Origin of the sequence: Stanieria cyanosphaera PCC 7437, assembly GCF_000317575.1 — a bacterium.
In the GTDB taxonomy this organism is placed as follows: domain Bacteria; phylum Cyanobacteriota; class Cyanobacteriia; order Cyanobacteriales; family Xenococcaceae; genus Stanieria; species Stanieria cyanosphaera.
Genome location: NC_019748.1, coordinates 3,264,703 through 3,290,359, shown reverse-complemented (window position 1 = coordinate 3,290,359; position 25,657 = coordinate 3,264,703). Strand labels below are relative to the sequence as shown.

The 25,657-nt window shown below is 35.9% G+C and carries 19 protein-coding genes; 8 read left to right on the top strand and 11 right to left on the bottom strand.

From position 1 onward, the window contains the following. Positions 1-41 precede the first annotated feature (41 nt). Complete coding sequence (locus STA7437_RS14135; protein WP_015194068.1) at positions 42-242, bottom strand: hypothetical protein; 201 nt, start codon at positions 240-242, stop codon at positions 42-44. Positions 243-406: 164 nt separating this feature from the next. Between STA7437_RS14135 and STA7437_RS24955 the strand changes: the two genes are divergently transcribed. Further along, positions 407-2,617: a protein kinase domain-containing protein gene (locus STA7437_RS24955; RefSeq protein WP_015194067.1), complete on the top strand. Its 2,211-nt coding sequence runs from the start codon at positions 407-409 to the stop codon at positions 2,615-2,617. Positions 2,618-2,626: 9 nt separating this feature from the next. Here the strand turns inward: STA7437_RS24955 and STA7437_RS24950 are convergent, their stop codons facing one another. The 5 genes from STA7437_RS24950 to STA7437_RS14105 all read right to left on the bottom strand — a co-directional run bounded on the left by STA7437_RS24950 (position 2,627) and on the right by STA7437_RS14105 (position 7,014). Continuing rightward, a complete protein-coding gene (locus STA7437_RS24950) occupies positions 2,627-4,522 on the bottom strand; it encodes a tetratricopeptide repeat-containing S1 family peptidase (RefSeq protein WP_015194066.1) in 1,896 nt (631 codons plus the stop codon). Beyond that, complete coding sequence (locus STA7437_RS14120; protein ID WP_015194065.1) at positions 4,522-5,382, bottom strand: S1 family peptidase; 861 nt, start codon at positions 5,380-5,382, stop codon at positions 4,522-4,524. The genes STA7437_RS24950 and STA7437_RS14120 overlap by 1 nt, the downstream gene beginning before the upstream one ends. Before the next feature lie 52 nt (positions 5,383-5,434). Continuing rightward, positions 5,435-6,019: a COP23 domain-containing protein gene (locus STA7437_RS14115; protein WP_015194064.1), complete on the bottom strand. Its 585-nt coding sequence runs from the start codon at positions 6,017-6,019 to the stop codon at positions 5,435-5,437. Between the two features lie 384 nt (positions 6,020-6,403). Beyond that, positions 6,404-6,769, bottom strand: a complete 366-nt coding sequence (locus tag STA7437_RS14110) for a type II toxin-antitoxin system VapC family toxin (RefSeq protein WP_015194063.1) — start codon at positions 6,767-6,769, stop codon at positions 6,404-6,406. After that, positions 6,766-7,014 (bottom strand): hypothetical protein, encoded by a 249-nt coding sequence (locus tag STA7437_RS14105; RefSeq protein WP_015194062.1) that lies wholly within the window; start codon positions 7,012-7,014, stop codon positions 6,766-6,768. Before STA7437_RS14105 ends, STA7437_RS14110 begins: the two co-directional genes overlap by 4 nt. A 189-nt stretch (positions 7,015-7,203) precedes the next feature. Between STA7437_RS14105 and STA7437_RS14100 the strand changes: the two genes are divergently transcribed. The 3 genes from STA7437_RS14100 (at position 7,204) to STA7437_RS14090 (ending at position 10,412) form a co-directional block, all read left to right on the top strand. Beyond that, on the top strand, positions 7,204-8,484 hold the full coding sequence (locus STA7437_RS14100; RefSeq protein ID WP_015194061.1) for a WGR domain-containing protein: 1,281 nt from the start codon (positions 7,204-7,206) through the stop codon (positions 8,482-8,484). A gap of 255 nt (positions 8,485-8,739) precedes the next feature. Beyond that, positions 8,740-9,129: an SH3 domain-containing protein gene (locus STA7437_RS24945; protein WP_015194060.1), complete on the top strand. Its 390-nt coding sequence runs from the start codon at positions 8,740-8,742 to the stop codon at positions 9,127-9,129. An 89-nt stretch (positions 9,130-9,218) separates the two neighbouring features. Beyond that, positions 9,219-10,412 (top strand): RNA-guided endonuclease InsQ/TnpB family protein, encoded by a 1,194-nt coding sequence (locus STA7437_RS14090; protein ID WP_015194059.1) that lies wholly within the window; start codon positions 9,219-9,221, stop codon positions 10,410-10,412. Positions 10,413-10,485: 73 nt separating this feature from the next. Here STA7437_RS14090 and STA7437_RS14085 read toward each other — a convergent pair whose 3' ends face one another. Beyond that, entirely contained in the window at positions 10,486-11,937 is a 1,452-nt protein-coding gene (locus STA7437_RS14085; RefSeq protein ID WP_015194058.1) for a M48 family metallopeptidase, read from the bottom strand. An 85-nt stretch (positions 11,938-12,022) separates the two neighbouring features. Then, a complete protein-coding gene (locus STA7437_RS25870; protein ID WP_015194057.1) occupies positions 12,023-13,888 on the bottom strand; it encodes a type VI secretion system amidase effector protein Tae4 in 1,866 nt (621 codons plus the stop codon). Between the two features lie 492 nt (positions 13,889-14,380). On the opposite strand from STA7437_RS25870, the gene STA7437_RS14075 reads away from it, so the two are divergent. After that, complete coding sequence (locus tag STA7437_RS14075; protein WP_015194056.1) at positions 14,381-17,704, top strand: choice-of-anchor Q domain-containing protein; 3,324 nt, start codon at positions 14,381-14,383, stop codon at positions 17,702-17,704. A 58-nt stretch (positions 17,705-17,762) separates the two neighbouring features. Here STA7437_RS14075 and STA7437_RS14070 read toward each other — a convergent pair whose 3' ends face one another. Further along, a complete protein-coding gene (locus STA7437_RS14070; protein ID WP_015194055.1) occupies positions 17,763-20,009 on the bottom strand; it encodes a glycoside hydrolase family 57 in 2,247 nt (748 codons plus the stop codon). A gap of 178 nt (positions 20,010-20,187) precedes the next feature. Next, on the bottom strand, positions 20,188-22,944 hold the full coding sequence (locus STA7437_RS14065) for a CHAT domain-containing protein (protein ID WP_015194054.1): 2,757 nt from the start codon (positions 22,942-22,944) through the stop codon (positions 20,188-20,190). Positions 22,945-23,051: 107 nt separating this feature from the next. On the opposite strand from STA7437_RS14065, the gene STA7437_RS14060 reads away from it, so the two are divergent. Beyond that, positions 23,052-23,249 (top strand): DUF2949 domain-containing protein, encoded by a 198-nt coding sequence (locus STA7437_RS14060; RefSeq protein WP_015194053.1) that lies wholly within the window; start codon positions 23,052-23,054, stop codon positions 23,247-23,249. A 167-nt stretch (positions 23,250-23,416) separates the two neighbouring features. On the opposite strand, the gene STA7437_RS14055 is transcribed toward STA7437_RS14060, so the two are convergent. Then, positions 23,417-23,584: an NblA/ycf18 family protein gene (locus STA7437_RS14055; protein WP_015194052.1), complete on the bottom strand. Its 168-nt coding sequence runs from the start codon at positions 23,582-23,584 to the stop codon at positions 23,417-23,419. 344 nt (positions 23,585-23,928) lie between these two features. Between STA7437_RS14055 and STA7437_RS14050 the strand changes: the two genes are divergently transcribed. Together STA7437_RS14050 and STA7437_RS14045 are read left to right on the top strand one after the other, a co-directional pair. Further along, positions 23,929-24,528: a phycobiliprotein lyase gene (locus tag STA7437_RS14050; RefSeq protein ID WP_015194051.1), complete on the top strand. Its 600-nt coding sequence runs from the start codon at positions 23,929-23,931 to the stop codon at positions 24,526-24,528. A gap of 257 nt (positions 24,529-24,785) precedes the next feature. After that, the gene (locus STA7437_RS14045; RefSeq protein ID WP_015194050.1) at positions 24,786-25,535 is read left to right on the top strand and encodes a phycobilisome rod-core linker polypeptide; all 750 of its coding nucleotides are present in this window, start codon (positions 24,786-24,788) and stop codon (positions 25,533-25,535) included. The last annotated feature ends 122 nt before the right edge of the window (positions 25,536-25,657 follow it).

Here is a 25,657-nt window from a genome sequence, read left to right as displayed (position 1 = left end):
TAAGCTAGAGATAATTTTTTTCTTTAATTACATCCAAAAACTTAACTCATTGTGCTTCGACTACGATGATAAGCTTGGTTAAATTGGGCTGGAGTTTTGCCTTGGATGTGACTATAGTAGTGACTTGTATCTACATCAAAACCGATTTCTGTTGCAGTTCTTAATAACATCGATTGTTCGCGGTTACGAATCATTTGATGATGACGGTTGAGAAGAGCGCGAGCTTTAGTTTGAATAGACATAATACTAATCTCCTTTAACCCTATATTTTAATTATAAAAATAATTCTGTATAATGTAATACTTTAAAGTAATTTATTTTGTCATTGATTGGTGAGGCTTTGCTAATTTTTATCGGTATTGTACTTAAATTAAGTTAGATACTAACTTTGACTGTTTAGAAGATTATGCAGGGTAAAATTCTAGCTTCGCGATATCAAATTATTCGATATATCGCCAAAGGTGGCTTTGGACAGACTTATCTGGCGAAAGATATCGATCTCCCTAATCATAATCGCTGTGTGGTCAAACAACTTTATCCTCAAATTAACGATCCAAATTCTTTAAATGTTGCCAGACGTTTATTTCAAAAAGAAGGAGAAACTCTTAACAAGTTAAATCATCCCCAAATTCCTCGTCTAGTAGCCTATTTTGAAGAAGAGCAACAATTTTATTTAGTACAAGAGTATATTGAAGGTCATACTCTTAGTCAAGAATTAAAACCCGGTTCGATTTGGTCAGAAAATAACGTAGTCGAACTACTCAAAGACTGTTTAAATATTCTTGATTTTATTCATAGCAATGGTGTAATTCACCGCGATGTCAAACCTGATAATCTGATTCGTCGTAATAGCGATCGCAAATTGGTTTTAGTTGATTTTGGCACAGTTAAAGAATTTGCATTAACTCAATCGCAGCTTATTCCTGCCACTGTAGCAGTAGGAACAAGGGGTTATATGCCAACTGAACAAGCAATTGGTAAACCTCGTCCTAGTAGCGATCTCTATGCTTTGGGGATGATTGGTATTCAAGCTTTGACAGGGATTCATCCTTTAGAACTTCCAGAAGATGAATACGGTGAGTTACTCTGGCAACCTCAAGCTCAAGTTAGTCCTCAACTAGCAGCAATTCTCACTAAAATGGTACGCTATCATTTTGGCGATCGCTATCATTCGGCTCAAGAAGCTTTAAATGCTATCAATACTTATTCTGCAACTACTGTTCCACCTACTGTCTCAGCTAGATATACACCAACAGGGTTAGTTAATAATTCTCAGTTGAGTCAGTCTTTTTCTGCTTCGGAACATCCTACCACTCTGCTTGATTCTAACCAAACTAAACCTAATCGTAGTTCTGCATTGAACTCTGCTGTTCCTGAGCAAAAACTATCTTCGTTCCCTCAAACAAATAATGTACCTATTTCTCAAGCTGCATTAACCCAACATTCTTCTTTTGAGCGCAATTCCTCAATACCCAATTCTCTACAAGACACACCTGTAGAAAATTCCAATCGAAGTAAAACTCATTTTAATAAATCAAAACAGAAAAGCTTAATCGCTTTGGCTAGTGCGATCGCTCTAGGTGGTGCTGCGGGAGGAATATATTGGTTTAATCAAAACAATACTCAAGTCGAACAACAAAATCTCAATGAGCAGGTTCAACAACTTAATACTTTAATAGCTCAAAATCAATATACCCAATGTTATCAACAAATTACCCAGACTCTTACCTTACCACAAGCACAAAAATCCCAGTTCCAGGTTCAGTGTGGTTTAGGAATGGCAAAACAAAAAGCACAATCTCTCAATTATGGAGAAGCTTTAGCCATAATAGCCCAATTACCCCAAAATACTTCCTTTGCTGACGAAATTGAACAATTAACTAACCAATGGTCACAACAGCTTTTCCAAGAGGCTACAGCGATGTATACAACCGAAGGAAAATTGGCAGAAGCACTCGAATTAATTCAACAGATACCAGAAAATAGTTCGATTAAATCTCAAACTCAAACCGAAAGCGATCGCTGGAAAACTGAATACGATACTAATAAAAGTATTATTGCTAACGCTCAGGAAGCACTCCAACAGAAAAACTGGCAAGAAGCCAAACAAACAGCAACCCAAGTTCAAACCTCTACATCTAGTTATTGGCGAGAACAAGCTGAGGCAATTATTAGTGAAGCAGAAAAAGCGATCGCTGTAGCCTCTCCACCAGTTACTCCCAATCCTCCTATAATTCCGACAACGCCAGCACCAGCAACTTCTAATCCTGTAGCAGAAGAATCACCAGAAGTTACTAATTCTCAACCCTCAGAAACTGCCAATCCTGTTGAAGAAAAATCACCAGAGGCTACTAATTCTCAACCTTCAGAAACTGCCAATCCTGTTGAAGAAGAATCACCAGAAGTTACTAATTCTCAACCCTCAGAAACTCCCAATCCTGTTGAAGAAGAATCACCAGAAGTTACTGATTCTGAGCCAAAATCAACTTCTAAGCCTTCGGAAACTCAAACACCTAACCAACATTATGGCAATATGCCTGTAGACGACTTTAACTCATCCCAACCTCAACCAGAACCTCAACCTCAATCTGAAGATAATTCTGATTGGGCTTTATAAACCAGTTTCTCAAGGTGTTTTATCGATTTGATAAGTAAAACCAAACATTTTATTAATTCGTCTTCGTTGTCCTTGGGGAGGATAAAGAGAAGGATTTAATTTAGAAGTTGCATATTGGTTAGCAGCACGAATCAACTCTAACGCTTGAGCTTGAGATAGTCCCTTATCTTTGTAGGTTTGAAACACATCTGCCAAACAATTGCCGATTCTGCCTCGTTGTTTAAATTGCTCAACCCCAAGATAAAGTTGAATAATATCTTCTAGACAATTCCCATAGTCCCAAACACTAGTAAAAGTAAATTGAGGCGAAATTGCCAAAGTTTGAGAATTAGAAGTAGCTGGTGGTTTAGTAATCGGTTCTAATCTATCATCGTTACGAATGTATTTATATTGACCCAAACTCAGCCAATCTGTCGGTTCGGTACAATATTCTTTTCCATCAATAAAAATAGAAACTGCCTGATTACTACAAGGTACAGACTTCAAATTCCACTGTTGAATTAGTGACAAATTAGGATCAGAATTAGTTGTGTCGGGCTGAAGTCTTTGATTACGCTCAACTGTTTCGATGTTATTCATCACAATTTTATATTGATCGATTTGTCCCTCCGCCAAAAGTAACTCAGCAGCCTTTTCTAAATCTGCTTTTGCTCCTGCTAAATCTCCTTGACGATTTAAAATAAAAGCTCGGTTGTTGTAAGCATAGGGTAAATTAGGATCAAGATTAATTGCTTGAGTGTAATCGCTGATTGCTCCTGCTAAATCTCCTATTTGCTGACGTGCCTCTCCTCTTTCGTTATAGGCTGTCGCCTCGTTACTATCAATCTGCAAGGCTTGATTGTAATCATCAATAGCTGCTTGCCAATTTTGCAGATTTAAATAGGCATAGCCTCTATTTAATAAAGTTGATAAAGCGGTACTTTGATCGGGAGTAAGTTGCAATGCCTGAGTATAATGATTGATTGCTTGTGGGTAATCACCTCGCGCTTGTAAAGAAAGACCCTTTTTGTAGTGATCACGAGCAGATTGAGGATTATCTAGATTAGTAACCGTTGGTTTCGTAGTTGATTGTTCTACTGAATTTCTGGTTATTTCAGTATTTTCTCCCAGATTGAGGCAATTTTCAAATTTAGGACACACTTGTTTAAAGGTATTAATTGGAATACCAGCATTAAAACCAGATTTTTGAGCATCTGATAAATTTCCTGTTTGAGGAGTATTAGTATCACCTAAGCCATGAATTCCCACCAAATGAGCTTCAGAATCAAAAACTGGTCCACCACTCATACCTGTTTTAGTTCTAGCATCATAGATCAGACTATAGCCGTTAATAGCATTAGTAGCAAGAGAAGCCACTGCGCCTGTAGTCAAGGTAAAATCTCTTTGCGCTCCCGTTTTACCAAAAGCTGCTGGAAAACCAGCCACATAAATATCAGAAGCGATCGCAGCTTGTTCTGAATCTCCTAACTGGGCGACAGGATATTCTTCAGAGCTTTCAAAAGTGACAATGGCTAAATCAGAATCGTTGGGATTTTTCTGTAAATGTTCTACTAAACTCAGTGGATATTCTTGACCAGTATAGGTACGAACACTATAGGCAATATCTTTGCGACAAACCACAGGCCCGGGACGAGGAATCGCATCGCATACTACGTGATTTGCTGTGATCACCGTATAGGTATTACCGTTTTTAGCAATAATTACTCCAGAACCTCCTGGAGAATTCCCATTATTATTGATTTGTACTGTCAAAGTTTTGGCAATTTGAGCAATCTCGCTTTCATTTTTGGCAGTCACCATGGTTGGGAAACTAACCGCTAACAAAGTAACTATTAATGTACTTCCTAACCATTTAGTTGAAAAGTTAAACTTAGCCAAACTCATCTTAAATTTTTTGATAGTCATTATTCTCGAAGTAATTCATTTTCTATAACTGCACTTTCTCCAATCAAAGTTTCAATTTGATGGTGAATATCATTGATAGGAATAGCCCAGCTTAAAGTTTCCATTTGCTCAAAAAGTTGTTCTGAAGGAGTTGTTCCATCAACAAAAACGATTGCTTGAGTATCTTGCAGAGGATATTTCAACATTCCATTAATTCCAATGAGTTCAGCTTGTTCATTCAAAACAGGGCCACCACTCATGCCTTCGACTACATCATTGCTATAGCCGATTTGATATCCTCCAAATAGTGCTTGCTTACTTAGCATTCCTACTATTCCTTTAGTTACACGAAAGGCTCTTAATCCCCAATGACGAGTATCTTCCAAAGCAGTGATTTTATTGCCTTCTCTTCTAAAATGCCAAGCTGGAAATCCTGATGCATAGATAACATTGCCAACGGAAAGTTGTGTTGAGTCTCCTATTTTGACAACTCGATAAGAATTACTACTGGTAAATTGCAGCAAAGCTACATCTAAAGTACCAAACTGGCTCGATTGTAGCCATTGGGCTTGATGTCTTTGTCCATCATCAGTTAAAACAGTATATGTTTGATTGGGACTACTAGCTACCACATGATGATTAGTTAAGATTGTGTAAGTTTGACCCTGACGGGCAATAATTGCCCCTGAACCTAAACCCGAATCTGTGAAAATTCTAACTGTTATCTGTCTAGCAATTTCCTCTACAGACCGCTCTTGAGAAAAACGGTTGTTAATTAATTGCAGTTGTAAATTGGCAATATGATTAGGCTTCTGTTCAATTTTAGGGATTAATTGTGAATGGAAAAAGGATAATAATCCCCCTAAAAAACTAGTTATCATTAAACAAGATTTAAAAATGAATTGTTAACGTGGCAAAAAAACTGCTGATTGCTTAAAAAACTTTATTTTCCCAGTCTCCTAAATCCACATACACTTGACCGCTAGTTTCCTGAATAAATCCTGCACTGCTACCATAGCGACCGATTTGCATTAATTGGGAAATTACTTCCCCCGAACGACTAGCATTTTCAGGTTTGAGCGTAAAGAGTGTGTTATTGGGGTTACAAGCGGTTTCTTGTTGACGCAGAGTACAAATTACGGTTTGATTACTTACCATACCGTTAGTCAATAACAAATTTTTCATTGTGCCACCGTTAGCACTAATGGCTGCGTTTAATTTTTGGGTAACTATTTGGCAGCGAGTTTGAGGAGGATATTTTTCGCCAAAATGATTCGATCCTTTGGGTGTCCAGACAATTAGGGGAACTGGTTCTCTACCAGCTTTTTGACCTACAGTAGCATAGTTGTTACCTTGGGGAATACAGCTAAAGGTTGTGCCTCCTGTAACTGTTGGTTGGGTTGAAGAATTATTCTCAAATCCTACCGTAGGTCGAGCTTGAGCTTCCATGACAAAAAATAAATGGCTACATAGAAAAAGAGAGGTTGTCAAAGCTTGGTATTTTAACTTTAGTTTCATGATAATTTCTCTAACCTCAAAGTTTTTAAGTTAGAACAGGTTATTTAAGTCATCCTATTTTATTTAAGAAAACTTATCGTAAAGAAAGAGGATAGAGAATAGAGAAAAAAAATTCCCAAAACTGATCGAACTCAAACTTCAGTTCCAATTCTTATTTTGGCTTGTAAATTATGTATCGAAGGTAAACTTGCTTACTTGGACTATTAAGACAATTTGTTTCTCAGACATCCTTTAAGAGCTATAGCGATCGCTTTTACTGAACAAATGTTTGCTAGTGCTGATGACAATAACGCAATTCGACTGTGGCAAATTTAAACGCACTTGCGACGCGCGATATACCACAAACTAAACTACTTCCCAATCTTCAAAGCGCAGTCCTTCAACTCAACTAAATTCTCTAATGTTATGAGTAACCAAAATCAGATTGTGAATTAAAGCGATCGCTGCTATCTGAAGATCGTAAGGACCAATTGGAGTTCCTAACGTAGCAAGTCTAGCTCTTATTTCTCCTGCTTTTTTGGCTGCTTGTTGGTCGAAAGGTAAACTGACAAATTCGTTGAAAAACTTACTTAGCACTTGGAGATTTTTATCTGTGCGATCGCTTTTATATGCACCATAGTAAAGTTCTGACTTAACAATATCACAAATAGCTATATCTGAAGGATTGTGAGCCTTAAATTTTGCTACAACCAAAGGATTACGACCAGTTAGGTATTGAATACAAGTATTGGTATCGAGCAAGTAGATCAAAATAACTCTTCTCGGTTTTCATATTCTCCTTGAGGTTCTCGCTCTAATGGCTCTCCTTCCCAAGCTCCTGCGGTCTTTTCAAAAAATTCAGGTGACCATTCTGATTTTCTCTCGTTTTCTTGAGTAGAGTTGATATTTTTCACAGTTATTAATACTTCTAGTTCGGCATTTTTAATATTTACTGGCACATCTAAATGCAATATACCGTCCGAACCTACATGAGAGTTTAATTTAATACTTTGCATGAAAAATTAATTGCTCGCTATTGTTTATATTTTAAGTTTTCTAGAGCAAGAGGTTACTCTCCCAAAAGCGATCGCATTACTTTCCTTCTTTGTTGACTAAAAAATCAAACTGCGATACATTATTAAATTAAGAGGAACTCCTCAAATTAATTACTAAAACCAAGATTTTTATCATTAAGGTAAATAAATATGAGTACGGCGGTTGTTGCTGGCGTATTAGATTGTTGTACGCTAATTTATGTCGAAATTGACCAAAATTCTAATAAAGTTTGGCAAGGAAAGGTGACGGATGATGGTTGCTTCACGGCACAATGGGGTAGAGTCGGGAGTAAGTTGCAAAGCAAAACTTATCAGTTTAGTTCGGTGCTTTTAGCGAAAAATAAGTTTGAACGCATGAAAAGAGAAAAACTGAGAAAGGGTTATACTGAGGCGCAGCTAATTCCTAACCAGCAACCACAAACTACTACCATCTCTTCAGAAGATTTAGAAAGCATTGCTGCTAAACAAATTCATCATGGTGGCGATGTGCGATCTAAACAACTAATTCGTTATTTAGTTTCGGTTAATATTCATGAAATTATTGCCCAAACTAATATTAATTACGACGTATCCACGGGAAAATTTACTACAGCTTTGGGTTTAATTACCCCAAATGCGATCGCTCTGGCGAGAGATTATCTTTTACAAATTGCAGCGATGAAAAGAAGTAATAGTCGTATCTTTCGGCAGTTAATCAGTCAATATCTGCGTTTAATTCCCCAAAACTTAGGTAGGAAGTTAGATGAGTCAGTGTTTCGTTCGCCTCAAGAGTTACAAAGACAATATGAAATTTTAAACGCTCTTGATGCAGCTTTAGCAACTACTCAACCATCAATGAAGGAAAAAATTTTTGAATGCACCTTAACCAGAGTACCAGGTAGCACAACAGAAGGAAAAAATACTTTTCGTTGGTTACGTCAACTGTATGAAAGTACTCTCAATACTCATCATCTTGCTTCCCAATACAAACTACGACGAGTATATGAAATAAATATTCCTTCCATGCGTCGTGCTTTTAGCAAGAAAGCAGCAGAAGTTGGTAATGTCAAACTTCACTGGCATGGTACAAAAGCTAGTAATTTATTAAGTATTCTTCAACAAGGTTTAATTATTCCTCCTGCTAACGCAATTCAATGTACAGGAAGAATGTTTGGTAATGGTATTTATGGTTCTCAACAATCTACTAAAGCTCTTAATTATGCTACTAACTATTGGAATCAATCAGGAGATAACGAGCAAAGAGTTTTTATGTTGTTATGCGAGTTTGCGATGGGTAAAGAATATCATCCCCACAATTGGAGTCAAAATTTACCTAAGAAGGGTTATGACAGTACTTATGTTACTCCTGGAATAGCTGGAGTAATTAATCAAGAAAGTATTGTTTATAGTACCGAACAAGTAAATCTTAAATATCTTTGTGAATTTGTTTAGGTAATAGATTTTGAAAGCTTAATTTGGTTAGAAGAAAAATACCAATTCTCTTTCATTAAATTGCAAAAACAGCTAGCGATTAAAAATATATTACGAAAAAGTAATTCAACACACAATTTGTTGTAAATGTAAATTTTATCGGTATTAAAGTAAATCAATGAGGATAGCCAAATCAAAGAAATTGAAGAATGTGCTTCTATACTTAACTCTAATTAATTTTAAATAAGCAGAATTTAGTTTTTTTAGGAGCCTACGATGAGATCACAATTTATTACCTCTATAGTTTTTATTAGTGCGTTTATAGTTTTGACTCTTGCAGGTGTAAAACCAGTTAAAACTCAACTAAAACAAAATTCTTTGCAAGGCTGTACTACTGTTTACAGTTTTCCAGTTGGAGGAAACTTAATCAGTAAAGAATCAGAATCCCAAATTAACGTCCGTGAAGAACCAACTGTTTCCGCAAAAGTCAGCGATTTTGGTAATCAAGGTGAGCCTATTTATGTCACCCAAGTTTTTGAAAATAATGCAGATGGATACTGTTGGTACAAAGTCAGTTTTCAATCTGGTGCTAAAGGTTGGGTAAGGGGTGATTTTGTCAGTATATTTTTAGCTAGCCTGGCAGAAGCCCCGCTCTGTAGCCTCTAGGCTCAGAGTCGGGATGAATGCCAGTCAAGGTGTTGACCTGTTTGAGTTTAATTTGCTATTATTTTTTATAGCAAATTTAATTTACTCTAATGCTCAAGGTAGTCAAAGTAAGATTATATCCAGATACTCAACAGAAACAGCAGCTAGCAAAAGCTTTTGGTTCTTGCCGTTGGGTGTGGAATTATTTTCTTAACTTGATGAACGAAACCTATCAAGATACAGGTAAAGGTCTTTCTGGTTATGATATCAAAAAGATGTTACCCACTCTTAAAAAGCAACAAGAAACAGCTTGGTTGTCCGAGACTTACTCAATGTGCTTACAACAAGTATGTTTGAACTTGGGCATAGCTTTCAATAATTTCTTTGAAAGACGAGCTATGTACCCTAGATTTAAATCTAAACATGGTAAGCAGTCTTTACAATATCCAAGCAACGTCAAGCTTCAAGAAGAGTATCTAATAGTCCCAAAAATAGGTTCGATTGTAGCTATAGTACATAGACCTGTCGAAGGGAAAATTAAAACTGTCACAATCAGTAAAAATCCTTCTGGTCAATATTATGCTTCTATTTTGTTTGAGGACGGGTTAGATAAACCTATTCAATCTTCTGAAGGTAAAGCGATAGGGTTAGACCTTGGTTTAAACCATTTTGCTATTACTAGTAATGGAAATAAATTCGATAATCCTCGTTGGTTAAAGAAACACGAGTTAAATCTTAAACGAAAACAACAGCAACTATCTAGAAAACAAAAAGGTTCTAATAACCGTAATAAGTCTAGAATTAAAGTCGCTAAAGTATATAATAAAATATCTCGTTGTCGAGAAGACTTTCACCACAAGCTATCGCGCAGGATAGTTAACGAAAACCAAGTTATTGGGGTAGAAAGTCTGGCAGTACAAAACATGGTAAGAAACCATAAACTATCAAAGGCAATTAGCCAAGTAGGTTGGGGTCAATTTTGTACTATGTTGAAGTATAAAGCCGAAAACGAGGGTAAGATTTACATAGAGGTTGACCGTTTCTTTGCCTCTAGTAAAACTTGCAATAATTGTCTATTTCAAGTAAGCGAGCTGAGTCTTGAAATAAGGTTTTGGGACTGTCCTAGCTGTAATAATAAAAACATAGATAGAGATGTAAATGCAGCTAGAAACATCAGAGATGAAGCACTGCGGATATTAAAGACCTCGGGAAGCGGGGGTCAAGCCTATTGCCCAGATGTAAGACGTAGTAGACGTAGTAATAGAGGACGAAAGAAATCTACTACTGTGCTATCTGCTGGATAGGAAGCCCGCGCTGTACCGTAAGGTCAGCGTCGGGTACTTCACATCATAATTAAATATGAAATAATACTAATAACTAACTCCCCAAAATTGTTGCAATTCTTTGGCGAATTTCATTGTGTTCTTTAACTCCTTCAAAAGCAAAGCGATTATAGCCATTTTTTTGAATCATAGCTTCTAAATATTCGACTCGGTTATCAGAAGAAGGGTGAGTAGAAAGATATTCAGGAGGACTATTTTCCGATTGCTCATCTAGGGTTTGAAACAAGTTGCGTAAACCGTCAGCAGCATAACCATAAGCGTTCAAAGCTCTAGCACCAACAATATCTGCTTGTTTTTCCTGTTGACGACTATAAGCTTTATCTGCCAAATTAGCTGCAATACCACTCCAAGACAAACCAGTAGAGTCAGTGACAAAACTATTCAAGGAATTGAAAAAACTAGCGCGAGAAATACCTTGATAACCGTGAGATAGTACTGCATGACCGACTTCATGACCGATTAATCCTGCTAATTCTGCTTCAGACTTGGCTGCGAGAATTGCACCAGTATTAATAAAGACTTTACCTCCTGGCAAAGCAAAAGCATTAAAAGCATCATCCTTAACTACATAAAATTCATATTCAAACTCATCTCTTCCCATTAATTTAGCGATATCCTGTCCAATACGGTCTATATATTCATGAACTACAGGCTCATCAATTAATTCCAATTCTTCTTTATAACCTTCTGCCAGGCGCTTGCCAGTACCTGATTCCCCATCAATGAGCATTCGGGCATATTCGACTACAGGACCGGCTTTGGCAACAGCATCTCCACCACCGAACAAAATGCCACCTAAAATTCCTCCTGCTCCCGTAACAATATACTGAGTTTTAATATCTCCTTTAAAACGGTCTAAATCTTCATCAGCAATTGCTTGATATTCTTTGACTTGAGGATGTTCTGGATTAACAATCGCAAATTGACGCGCAGCTATGGAAGAATCTATCCATTGTTTATTAGCTCTTAAAACTTCAATTCTTGCCATTGCCAAGTCAGCATCATTAGGAAATAAAGTAACACCTTGTTCTAAAATTTCTAAGATTTTGGTTTGATTTTCTTCTGATTGTTCCTCGAAATTAATTTCCGAAAGTAAGCCATAAATAGGAACAAAACCAGGATCTTTTTCTATTAGTTTTGGTACTAAATCGAAGAGTAAATTATCATCACCTCTTTCTTTTGCTCCCTGAGCATTTTTCCAGTAAACTCCTCCTGCTGGAGATAATTTATTTGGGTCAGTAATTGGATCAGGAAAATAGGTTGCTTGTAAATCTTCTGCATAAGGTTTTTTGCACTGGCGATATAATTGTTCGGCTGCTGTTCTGTCTCCTTCTAGATATAGTTGGTCTGCATCAGCTAGGGTTTTCGTACAAGGATCGGTATCTTGGGCTTTAGATGTTATTGGTACTAAGTTAAGGGTGATTAATAAAGTGATTGTAAATAAAATTAGGTAAATTTTGATAGCTTTTAAGTTTATTTTTATCATAGTAGTAAAGTTCAGTAAACACTTTTAACAAATATATAATTTAAAATCATCAAAGTTAAAATCAGTTTTAATTAATACATTAAATTTATTTAATAATCCATAGTGAAATTTTATTGGCTTCGTCAAAATAACATTTGTCTGCACAATCAATGCCATTCCATAAAGTTGCATGACCAGTCGCATTTGTCCATTCGTTAACTTCAAATACAATAATTCCTTGTTTGTCTTTTAAACTAGATTTATCTAAGACATTATTAACTATCTCTACTTGAATATTAGGCTTTCCAAATTTTCCTGTTATGTAATTTATAAAATCTTTTACTCGAAAAATATATCTTAGGTTATCACCACCTTTTATAGTTACATCTTTATTTATAAAAGGAATTTTTTTGTCTGGTAAAGAATAGTTTAAAGCTTTACTCATTCGGATCGCACAAGTGTTATCAACCCAGGAAGCATTAACATTACCACCTATATCTTTTTTGACTTGCTCTGCATTTCCAAAAGGATAATTTTTCCATAAAGTTTCAAACAAAGAAGAACTGTTTTGCTTGTTTTTTAATAATGCTAATAATGTGTTAGTCATAATATGGGGTTGTTTTGGAAGCATTATAGGCGACTGACTTTGCAAATTTGGTTGACTAACATTGTCACAAGTTGGTTCTTCTGCAATAGCTTCTCCAGTACAATTAACTGTATAGTCCCATTTTGTTTGCTCATCATCATTCCCAATTATCTTAATGCCGATAAATTGAGCTTTATCGTCATCAATTGCAATTTGTAATTGACCATTACCATTAGCTAACCAAGTAGGATCGGGTGTTTCGGTATTCTCTAAAGGAACTACTGGTTGGGGATAAGCAGCTTTAATTTCGCCGTTGTAGTATATTTCTACACGATCGGGAATATCATAAAATTCATAATCAAAAGTTACTCTCCGATTTGTCCCTGGAGGTAATTCAAATAAATCCGTTCTAACTTCACTACCACCGCTAGCTTGTACTTGTTGACATTGTACAGGAGCAGTGCAGGCTATTTCTTGAATAGTTATGTTGCGAGAGTTATCAACTAAAGAATCTTCTAATGCTTTATCGCTAAAAGTTAACGCCCAACTGAGAAGATATCCATAATTGGATTCTAAAGATTTAAGATTATTAGATTTACTTTGTACTTGAGTTGCTACTTGATATAAATTTTGTTGGATGCTAGTTTGGCAACCAGAATCTGCTTGAGCTAAAAACTTGGTATTGGATTTGACTTGAGCTAAAATTTGATTATCTTTTAGAGATTTATCCTGACTTAAAAATAAAGTCTCAATTACTTGACCATCAGACTGTTTAACTACAACTTCAGTATCGCTAACTTCCGCTTTTGTTCCATCTGCCAGAATTACATCTGAGACAATATTATTATTAAACTTAATCTCAAAACTGCTAAGTTTTTGTTGCGCTTGAGTAGCAGTTAAAGTAGAGCCATTTTTAATCAGGCGATTAGGATCGCTAATAGAAACCTTGTTAAATTTAGCACTATACAGTTGAAAAGCACCTGTACCGGGAAGATTAATTTCAAATCTTTGCTCTGTACCTGTAGAAGGAGAAACAAATAAAATTTCATTTCTTCCCGTACTATTGGGAGTCTGACGGGAAATATTAAAGTCCCCTGGGAATGACTGTTGTAAGTCTACAGGAGCATCGCGAATGATGGGAGGAGCAGCAATTTCGAGAGGATATGTTGGTTTTAAGTTAACATCTGTCACTTCTGGAAAATTAGGGTTGGAGGATAAAGCTGCATTAACCTTGTCGCCATTTCCTAAGCTATAAACTGTCGCCTGATTACACATCAGCAAAGTGCAGACAGCAAAACTTAATACTTTCTGAAGTAAATTGTTGCTAATAATAACAAAAAAACAGGCAAATATCGCGCTGGCAATAAATTTAACCCAACGTTTCATGTCAGTATTATTGACTCCTGACTGACTTATTCAAATAAATAAGACACATTATATGATTTTTTGCGTTTTTTTATCAACTTTATTTTTTAGACAAGTTTATTAACTTTCTCCTCTTAATAAACTAGTATTTTTTTGTTATAAGAAAAAAGTTAAAATAAATCATTTTTAAATTAATATAGTAATCCTAATTTGAGTCATGAAAATTGTTAAAGACGAAAGGCAGGAAGACGGGGCTTACAAGGTGCGGAATCGAATTCCGCACACAGCCCCTCCAGAGTGCAGAAGTTATTTTCACAAATGATTTAGGAGCGCTATATATTAATTTTAATTTTATTTTGTTGATTTAAATTAAACTTCATTGCTTTTGGTTCAAACTTGGTTAAGTAATCAAAAATATTCTTATAACCGTAATGTAATTCAATTTTAATAGTTAAATTGAGTTGAAAAATTGTGGAGAAAAATTTAAACTTAATTCAATAAATTACTAAAACAATGAATCTAAAAGCCAATCAAATTCTTGGGCAAAGTTTAGACTTGACCAAGCAGTATTTAACAGATTTTGTTAATTACCCAGAGTTAAATCAAGATTTAGTTTTAACATTTGGTGAAGGTTTTGATCGCTCTCAATGTTTATCATTATTGCAATCTTTAATTGATAGTAATTTTAGAACTCTTCCTCAACTAAAAATTGTTGCTAGTGAAGCTATTAATTATGCTCATGGAGCTTATTCTTTTAACAATAATACTATTTATTTATCTCAAGAATTTTTAATTAATAATGTTGATAATATAGATGCAGTTGCTCAAGTTTTAATTGCAGAAATTGGTCATTATCTTGATTGGCAGATTAATCTTGAAGATGCACCAGGAGATGAAGGAGACATCTTTGCAGCATTAGTAACAAGAAAAGAATTGGATGTAAATCAATTAAATCTCCTGAAAACCCAAGACGATCGCGTTACTGTAGAGATCGCAGGTGAAAAGTTATCAATCGAACAAACAGGAATTATCTATGTTGATGTTAACGCTACAGGAAAGAATAATGGTAGTTCTTGGATCAATGCCTATCAAGATTTACAAGATGCGATCGCAGTAGCTCAATCAGGAGATGAAATTTGGGTAGCTGATGGTACTTATTATCCTACAACTGAAACAGACCGTAATCTAAGTTTTCAAATTCCTAATGGAGTTAAACTGTACGGTGGTTTTGTGGGAGATGAAACTAAATTAGCACAAAGAGATTGGCAAAAAAATTCTACTATCCTTAGTGGTGAGATTGGCAAAATCAATGACAACAGTGACAATAGTTATCACGTTGTTGATGTTAGTAATCTTAGCCAAGATTCAATCCTAGATGGTTTTGTCATTACTGGTGGCAATGCCAATAAGCATCCAGTTACTTCTGGAGGAGGAATTACGAGCGATCGCTCTAAAGCAACTTTAACTAATTTAATTATTCAAGATAATGCTGCTAGTTACGGCGGTGGAATGTATGTCAATGAAAGTCAGCTTTCTATTAAGAATGTCATTTTTGAAGAAAATTTTGCTACTCATGATGGAGGGGGACTATACAGCAATGACAGTAATTTAAATTTAAAAAAAATTGTTTTTAATAGTAATTATGCCAGCGATAGCGGAGGAGCTATTTACAATTACAACAGTAGTCCTCTGTTACACAAAGTAAAGTTGCAGAGTAATCATTCTGGAGAAGACGGAGGAGCTATTTACAATTACAATAGTAGTCCTCACTTAACAAAGATGCTTTTCCTCAACAACACTGCGATTAATCACGGAGGAGCAGTCTTTAATGGTTATAGTAGTAGTCCAATTATAAAAAATAGTATTTTTAGAAGCAATATTGCTAATGTAGCTGGTGGTAGTATCTACAACAATGGTGCAACAGTTGATCTTTCGGTAATTAATAGTCTTTTTACTCAAAATATTAGTCAATTTGGTGGAGTGATTTATAACGATCACAATTCCTTACATCTGATCAACAGCACCTTAGTAGATAATTTGGGTAGATACGGCGCAGCAATTGAAAGCGAAGGAAACCAAAACACAATTAGAAATATTAATAATAGTATTCTTTGGCATAACCCCAGTGTGATGGGAAATCATTCTATTGCAGATCTTCTTGAAGATACACTCGTTAGTTACAGTTTAGTAGAAGGAAGCTATCTAGGAGTCAATATTCTGGATCAAGATCCTTTATTTGTTGATGCTAATAATTTTGATTTTCGTTTAACTGCTGACTCTCCTGCTCTTAATCAAGGTAATAACGACCTAATTAATCAATCTAGCCTAGATCTAGCAGGTAATTCCCGTATTGCTAATCATATCGTTGATTTAGGAGCTTATGAAGGAATAGAATTACCACCCCAACCCACAATTGAAACTAATCCTACTATTATTTATGTTAATGCTAATGCTACAGGAAATAATAACGGAACTTCCTGGCTCAATGCTTATACCAATTTACAAGATGCACTCGCCTCAGCTAAATTTAATAGTCAGATTTGGGTAGCAGCAGGTACTTATAAACCCAGTCAAAGCGGTCTCGGCGAAGCCGAGGCACTGAGTGATCGCAACGTTAGTTTTCAACTCAAAAATGGTGTTGCGATTTACGGTGGTTTTATAGGAAATGAAACTAAATTAGAACAAAGAGATTGGCAAAAAAACTTTACTATCCTCAGTGGCGAAATTGGCAATCTTAGTGAACAAAATGACAATAGTTACCACGTTGTTAATGCTAGTGGAACTACTAACAGTGCAATTATAGATGGTTTTACAATCACCAGTGGCAATGCAAATAACTCTTCCGATAATTTTGGTGGAGGAATTTATAGCGAACAAAGTCAAGCTATTTTTGCTAATTTAATTGTGAAAAATAACTACGCTTTTGATGGTGGAGGATTATATAGTAGTGACAGTTTCAATCAATTATATAACGTAAATTTTGCCAATAATATTGTTAATCATAATGGCGGTGGTGTCTACACTAATAACAGTCACTTAATTATTAGTAATTCTAGTTTTGGTCAGAATCATGCCGAAGGTGATGGTGGAGCATTATTTAACTACAATAGTAATCCCATCCTAACTAAAATTAACTTTAGCAATAACACTGCTGCTGACGAAGGTGGGGCAATTTTTAACGACTATCAAAGTAATCCTTTTATTATTAATAGTGTTTTTCGTGCAAATGCTTCAATTGCTTCTGGTGGTGCAATATTTAATCACGGCAGTACAGTAGATGCTAAATATGTCAATACTATTTTTGATACTAATAATAGTGAATTAGGTGGAGCGATTTATAACTACTATAGTAATTCTTCAGGTATTAATAATACTTTAATCAATAATCAAGCTAAAAGTGGTGCTGCTGTTTATACCGAAGGAGACGAAGAGACTAAACCAGTTTTTACTAACAGCATTTTTTGGGACAATCAAGATCAAGTTGATTCTACTCTGATTGTTAATCAAGATGCGAATACCATTGTCAACTACAGTATTGTTGAAGGTGATTATTTAGGAAAAGAAAACCTCAACAGCGATCCTTTATTTGTAGATGCTGCCACAGGAAATTTTCGTCTCCAAGCTAATTCTCCTGGTATTGATGCAGGAAATAACGTATTTGTAACTACCGAGATTGATTTAGCTGGTAATCAACGCATTATTAATCAAACTGTAGATTTGGGTGCTTATGAATATTTTCCTTCTGTAGCAGAAACAACAGCTAATTTGTGGGATTTTGAACAGGATCAAATTGCCCTTAGCTATGGAGTTGATAGTACAGTAGCCCTATTGATTTAAAGATTAGGGGCGAACCGCCCTTCGCCCTTACAGCGTTTTTGTTTTCTTAAATACCAACTTATGGCGATCGCAAAGTAATAAATTTATTTTCTGGTAAATAACTGCGAAATTCACCGTGATCGGCAAAAATACCAATAATATGTAAAGGATAATCAGGTTCAATCTGTAAATCTGCCCAAGGAACTGATATTTCTAAACATTGATTAAAAACAGCATCCGCACGACTAGAACGAATATGCCATTGATAATTTTCCTGCGCTTCTTGCAACCAAACCGATTCTGTGAGTAAATTAATACCCAAATGATGATGGAATAGATAATTTAAAGGAGCTTCATCAGGTAATCCTGCGATTGGTGCAGGACTATTATGCATCCAAATTTCAGGATAATACCAAAGTAAGTGTAATTCATTGGCTAAATCTTGACCAGGTTTTACTCCTGATTTAACATCGATTCGTAGATAAAAATTCAAGTGGTCTAAACCATAAAAGATTTTTTGTACGCTACTACTACGATGCATTGTTCCCCTAGCACCACCTACTTCGATACGTCCAGCTTTATCCCAATCTTGTTCATCACCAACCCCATTAATAATCGGATGAATAAAACTTTGTGGGGCGCGATCGCCCGTAACCTCTCTTTTTTCGACTGGTTGTTTTAATTTGGGTGGAATTGGTTCATTTAAAGCATGATAAAGCGCACAGAGGTGTTCGCGGAAGAGTTGGTCAAACATTTCATCTTGATTAGAAGAATGACCTTCGCCAAACCACCAAAACCAATCCGATCCTTCTGCTGCATATAACGCTTCCCAAGCTTCAGGATTATTTTCTTCAGTCGCTTCGGGATGTTTAGCTAAGGTTTCTCTCGCTTCTGTCAATAAATCCCATGCCCTATTTTTGACAGGATCGCCTATCCAGGTAGTAAAATTACCATCAACCCAAGAACCACTATGTAACCTATCAGCGGGAATGGTAGCTGTTGGGGGAAATTGTTCGATAAATTCGGATACAGTAACTAACTTGATATCTTCATCGTTGCTTAGTTTTTCATATAAAGCTTGAAGGAAAGGTAAACCGTCTTTTTGATAATATTCCCAACAGTTTTCTCCATCCAAAGCAATGGTAACTAACCAAGGTTGTTCTAGAGAAGTTCCTTTATTTTGTTGATGGGATTTGAGAGAACGAGCGATCGCATCTAAATGTCCAATTAAATCTGATGCTGCATGACGGGGATTCATATTCCCGTAGGTAAAACCGATTAAATCTGATAAACGGTGGTCACGGAAAACAATCGCTAAATCGCCAGAAGGTGTTTCGAGACGATAGGGACGATAGAGTAATTCGGGTTCATAGACATTACCAGCTTCATCGCGATGAAAGAAATGTTGAATACTCCAACCCAAAACAGCTTCATCAGAACAAATCCATTTAAAACCTTCTTTAGCAATATACGGAAGAATTACAGGACTTACCGACTGTTCTGAAGGCCATAAACCACGAGGTTCGCGATTAAACCTTTCAATATACATATCCCAAGCTTTACGAAGATGACGAGGAATATCTTCTTCCCATTGAAAACGATGTTGTGGTAAAGCCATTTGAGGAACAGCTACTCTACCCGAATTAGTATCAGCCAATAAAGGTAAAATCGGATGAGTATAAGGAGTAGTTGTAACCTCTAACTGTCCAGCATCCTGCATTTGTTTATGTTGAGGAATAATGCGACGGATGATCTCTCTTTGTTTAGAATAAATTCTCTGGCGATCAGCTAAAGTAAAGTTTTTACCTTGTTTTAACCAAGTCTCAATTTCTGGATCATGCCAAAAAATCGGGTCAATCCAAGCTAAATTATGCCATGCCAGCAAATCGCTATAATCTTGTAAAGTCCAATTGTTGAGACACCAAGTATATCCTTCTGCTTGTCTTTGGTGATATAACTGAGCGTAACGAGGATGAGGTTCAATCAGAGTATGGTAATGACCATCAAAAAAATGCTGGATAATGTATTGCTTTTGTGGTTCAGTTAACTGTGCTTCAGGAGTTAATGCTAAAGTCAAGTAAGGATCGAAAGCTACTCCCTCAGCATAATCTTCTAATTGCAACATTAAAGAAGGAACAAGATTAACTGTTTGATGTAATTTAGGATATTTTTCCAGAATTAAAATCAGATCAAGATAGTCTTTAGTACCATGCAATCTTACCCAAGGCAAGCGGTATTGCCCGGCAGAATTCGTAATAGCTTCGCGAGATTTGTATAAAGGTTGATGTTGATGCCAAATGAAAGCGACGTAGAGAGGATGAGACATAAGAATATTGTTAACTCAAGAAGATTATTGGGTAGTTTTGCTATCTATAAGTTCTCTGATTTGCTCCTCAAACTTTTATCTTAAAACTTTTTTTCATCTTATTTTGCTATTTTTTTTACTAGCACTTTTCATTTATAGTGTTTCTCATTTTAGTAAGTTGATTGATAAGTGTTAACTGTTAAAGCCAATTTCCTACTAAAACATAAGCAGCCCAATAATAAGGATGAGGTGGTAAACTTTGAAGTTCTTGAACAGGAGGCTTCTGACGCAAGGAGTTAAGTAGGGAGAGTTGGGCAGTTTGTAAAGCGTCTAATCTAGTTTGTTGAGGATTTTTAAGATTTTGATAAAATTGTTGCATCAATTCAGCCGTAGATGAATCTCTGACCGACCAAAGAGTTGCTAAAGTACTACTCGCACCAGAACGAACTGCCACTCCTGCTAGCCCTAAAATTGCTCTTTCATCGCCAGTAGCTGTTTCGCAAGCACTTAAGACTAATAATTGAGGTGTAATATTTCTTTGTTGACTGAGTAATTGACCTAATTTTTCTATCGTAAATGGTTGACCATCTCCAGTCAGTATAAAACTTTGTTCTGGTTGAGAACTAAATAAACCGTGAGTGGCTAGATGAACAATAGTAAAGTTCTCTTGAAGTCGTTTTTCTAAAGCTTGAGTGGTTAAGTTTTGATTTAATAAAATTTTGGTATTGGGAAATAGTCTTTGAATGTCTTTTAATTCTTGAGGAACGTTGGGTAAAGAAGGAAAAATTTCTGTCTTAGTTGATAAAGATTGACTCACTCCACCAGCAAAAATGCTGAGTTTTTCTCGATCTAGCTGAGTGGGATTAATTAATTGCAAACTAGGAACTAAACCAACTCCATAACGTTCAATCAAATATTTTCGTCCATCATAAAGCGCAGCTAAAGGAATTTGTTCAAAGGAAGTATTGCCAGCAAAAATTAAACGTTTAATTTGTTTTGTTTGAAGCAAATTATTAATTGGTTCGATTAACCAATCATTCAGTTGTTCTAATAGTGGTAAAAGGGTTTCAAGATTTGCTTGGATTTCTTGGGGAGTAGGATTAGAAGTGTAAAAAATATTGCGTGCAGAATTATCAATACTAGGATTATCTAGATTGTCGTAAAGTTCTGCAATAACATTGTTAACTTGTTGTTCGGTTACAGGTACAGTAACTTGACGTAAAGATTCTCCTGGTAAGGAAAGAATGATTTCTAATCGGTTGGGTAAGATAACAGGATAAATAAAGGCTGCTTTAGGATCGAGGTTGTCAATTTTAACCGAAGTATTGGTGGGAATTAAACAAAGATCTGCTAGTAAATTATCTAATTCTGCTATTTGTAGAGATTCTACTACTCGACGAGCTAATTCTAAGTTATTGCTACTATTAATTAGATTACGTTGAGAATCGATTAACCTTAGAGAATTTAATTCTGAAGCAGTAAATTGTGATTTTAATAATAAATCAGCTAATTCTAAATAAACTGGTTTAATTTCTTGCCGAAAATCAAACTGAATATCTTTAAGGTTATTGTTTAAGTCTGCTCGTAGAGATTGCAAACTATTATAAGCACCAGCATAAGCTAAAAGTGCCTCAGACTGATGATTTTGTTGTTTAAATAATTTACCTAATTGAGATTGCCACAAATAAACGACTTCTCGGACATCTTGAGTTACACTTTGTTCTTGAGCGAGTTTTAAGGCTTGTTGAGTTAACGAGACTGCTGGTTGATTTTTTCTCTGTTGTTGGGCAACTTTGCCTAAATAACCTAAAGTATAACTGGTTGCTAAGGGGTCTTGAATTTGATTTGCTCTTGTCAAAGCCGAATTAAGAACTATTTCTGCCTTTTCGATCTCACTTAATTGAAGCAGACACTGAGCATAGTTAATTAAAGTATAAACAGAAGTACGGCTGGGCGGTAAATTTATTAAAGCGGTTTCAATTGCTGGTTGTAAAATCTGTCGCTCTTGAGTTAGTTTTGATTTTAGTTGTAAAAGAAATTCTTCTCCTGTTTGGTTTAATTCTGATTGTTTAGCTTGAACCCAACTTTGAATTCTTCGCTCAGTTTCTTGTTCCCACCATTTTTCAAGATCGATTAACAAACTAAACTGATTCATTTGTGCTTGTAGAGAGGCAAGCGAGGAAGGAGAATTACTATTAGTCGCTTGTTGATAAGCAGCAATGGCTGGTTGATAAAATTGTAATGCTTCTGTAATAGATTGGTTTTCAATAATTTCTGTAACTTTTTCGTAATTCCAACTGTCTCGAAAACGATTACCTAAAGCTCTCTTCGTATTACCTAAACTTAGAAGAGTAGCATTCACTTCTGTTGAATTTTTAACCGCAGCTAAACTAAGTTTCAAGACTTTTTTTGATTGTTCTAAACTACCTTTTTTCCTTAATAAATCTCCTAAACTACGTAAACCAATCCCAGTAGTTTGAGATAAAGCCTGTTGATTTTGAGTGTAAGTAGTTAATATTTGATTAATTGCAGTAGCTTCAGATTGAGTTTCATTGCTACCAAAAGCCTTGATCAAAGTAGTATAAGCTTGAGAATTCAAACCCAAGTCCTGATAAGCTTGAGCTTGATTAATTAAACTTTTTAATCTACCTTCGCGAGCACGCAGTGCCTCGGCTTCGCCGAGACCGCCTTGACGAGCATAATTATCTGCTGCTTGTTGCCAAAAATCAATCGCTTCAGCTAATTTTCCTGCATTATAATATTGCTGTCCTAACTGAGCTAAAGCTAGGGCTGATTTTTCTTCTAATACCACAGTCGATAGCGCAGTCACCGCAGGTAAATTATTTGACCAGACTGGTAAACTTACACTAGCAACAAACCCGAATAACCCAGCAGCAGCATAAGTAACTACTTTACACCATAATTTACTAAAAATTGTTAACCTAGGCTTGTTCATAAAGGAACGAGAAACACAAGCTCACTTTGATGACACAAGTTTCTCACATTTCCTTCTTAGGGTAAAAGATATTTTTCCTATTCCTATTCCTTACACCAAGTAAAGCTATGTCTCGTCAACCCGAAATTCTCAACCAATTTATTCGTTTTCTTCAATCAGATTTAGCTATTCCCAAAGATTGCATCGCGATCGCTAGACGTAGTGGAGAGCAAGATCCCAATCGTTTATCTTTAATACTTTGGCAGTATGGTTTAATCACTTTGCAGCAACTAGACCGTGTATTTGACTGGTTAGAGACTGTTTGAATAAATTACATCTGGGTGCGAAGGATTAGATTGAAAAGCTACAATAATAAAGTTTTGATTAGCGTCATTCCCAAGTTCGATTCCTGCTTAGTCTTTGACTAAGCTTTTTTTTTGCTCTTCAGATATACTTCCGATTGCCACACTCCACACCCTCAATATCTAGCCATTTAAGCGTTTTTCAGTAAATGCTTGACTAAATTATCTTTGACCATCATCTGACGAAACATTTCGAGTAAATATTCTTGTGCTTGTTCTCTACTTAATTCTTGTACTTGGTCTCTGAGTACTTGCAACTTAAACTGTTGCTCTAAAGTTAATTGGGCTGGTAAATCCATAACTTTACTCCTTAAACATGAACGGGGGAAACAGTAACGTTCTTGTGATTTTCAATTAATCTAGCATCCCCAACTTAAAATGTCTACGTTGTCAAGCAATAAATAATCTACGCAATAAAAATTAACAGAAATTCTGATGAGTGGATCGCAACTTTAGTGTAATTTGATGCTGACAAAATAAAAAAAATTGTCTAGCAAAAAACTTGCCATAAATAAATAAGTCTAAATACTCAAATTAAAATGAACTAAACCTATGAATCAAATATCGATATATTGATGAAAAGGGAAGAGAAGATCTCTTTACCATGTTGATATCGAAATAAAAACTTAGGAAAAATTAAAAAATGAATCAAATTAAAGACGCAATGGAATTTTTTCAACGTAGTGCCGGTCAATGGCGATCGCAAAGGACTACTCATCATTTACCCTTTAGACGAGCAGAAACGGGAGGTTCACAGATCAACGTTGAATATTTAGCAGCAGATCATCCCAAGATTATCGAAATTTGTCAGATGCATGAGGTAGATCCTAGCTTAGCCATTGGTGGAGCTTTTGTTAGTTGGGATGGCTCAATGGCATGGGATAAAGAAGATGAAAACCATGAAGGAACAACTGTATTTGCCCTAATCCCCGAGCCTCAAAATCCTCGTAAAGGAAAACTTTTGCGAGAAAGAGGCTATGCCGAAATTGTTCCTGTAGCTGGATTATACGAAATGGATCAAGAAGACGGATTGGTATTAATTACCGAATATGACACGATGAGTACTATCGAACGTTTTTGGTTTGTCAATCCCAATTTACGCTTACGTACCAGTACAGTACAAAGGTTTGGTGGCTTCAATACAGCTACCTTTTGTGCCGAATCTCGTGTTGTCGAAGAGGTAACTCCAGAAACTTCAGCAACCGAAACCAACAGCAACATTTATGCCATCACTGGTTGGTAAAATTTATTTTCTGATAAAAATCTTAAAAACCGAGCAACTACCCAAGGAAAACCTCAAAAGCCTTGTAATTAGAAACTTTTGAAGAAACGAATTTTGAATTTTGACTTCCGCGTAGCGTACTAGAGACTAACAATTAATCAAGACTGCGCAATCCTAATCTGTAATATTTTGTAACCTTACTTAATTTTAAGTCTCTCGCTACCGTATGATTGGGATTAAGATTTTTAATACTTTATAAGGTATACGGAGGTTTTGACTTGTCTATTCCTCTACTTGGTTATGCTCCCAAGTCGCAAAACGTTCGTGTCGCTGGATACGAAGTACCAGGAGATGAACAACCGAGAGTTTATTCGGTAGAAAACTTGCTCTCTCCCACTGATATGGATAATCTGATTGAAGCAGCCTATCGTCAGATTTTTTTCCATGCCTTCAAATCAGACCGCGAAAAATTCTTAGAATCTCAACTACGTAATGGTCAAATTACTGTCAGAGATTTTATTCGCGGATTGTTGCTTTCTAATACTTTCAAAAATAGTTTCTATAACAAAAATAGTAACTATCGTTTTGTAGAACAATGTGTTCAAAGAGTATTAGGACGCGATGTCTATAGCGAAAAAGAAAAAATTGCTTGGTCGATTGTAATTGCTACTAAAGGAATCGAAGGTTTCGTTGACCAACTTTTGAATAGCGATGAGTATATTGAAAATTTTGGTTACGATACTGTCCCTTACCAGCGTCGTCGGAACTTACCAGGTCGTGAGCAAGGTGAATTACCATTTAATATAAAATCGCCTCGCTACGATGGTTACTATCGTGCAATTTTAGGTTTCCCCCAAATTATTTGGCAAACCGAAGTACGTCGTTATGTTCCTCAAGACAGAAAACCCAGAGCTGGCGACCCTTCTCTCTATCTAGATATGGCAAGAAGTTTGCCTCAAAGAGCTAATGTTCCACCAAAAGTTTCCGCGATGAATATTAGTTTGGACAAAGTTCCTTATCGTAAATAGAACTAATAGCTGGATAATATAGATTAAACTGGGATTAAGAGGGAGTCGCGGATTGGCAGAATAGTTTAGTTACTCAATGACTGGATTGTGGTGTGAATCTGTGATTCTCTCTTAAGTTTTAT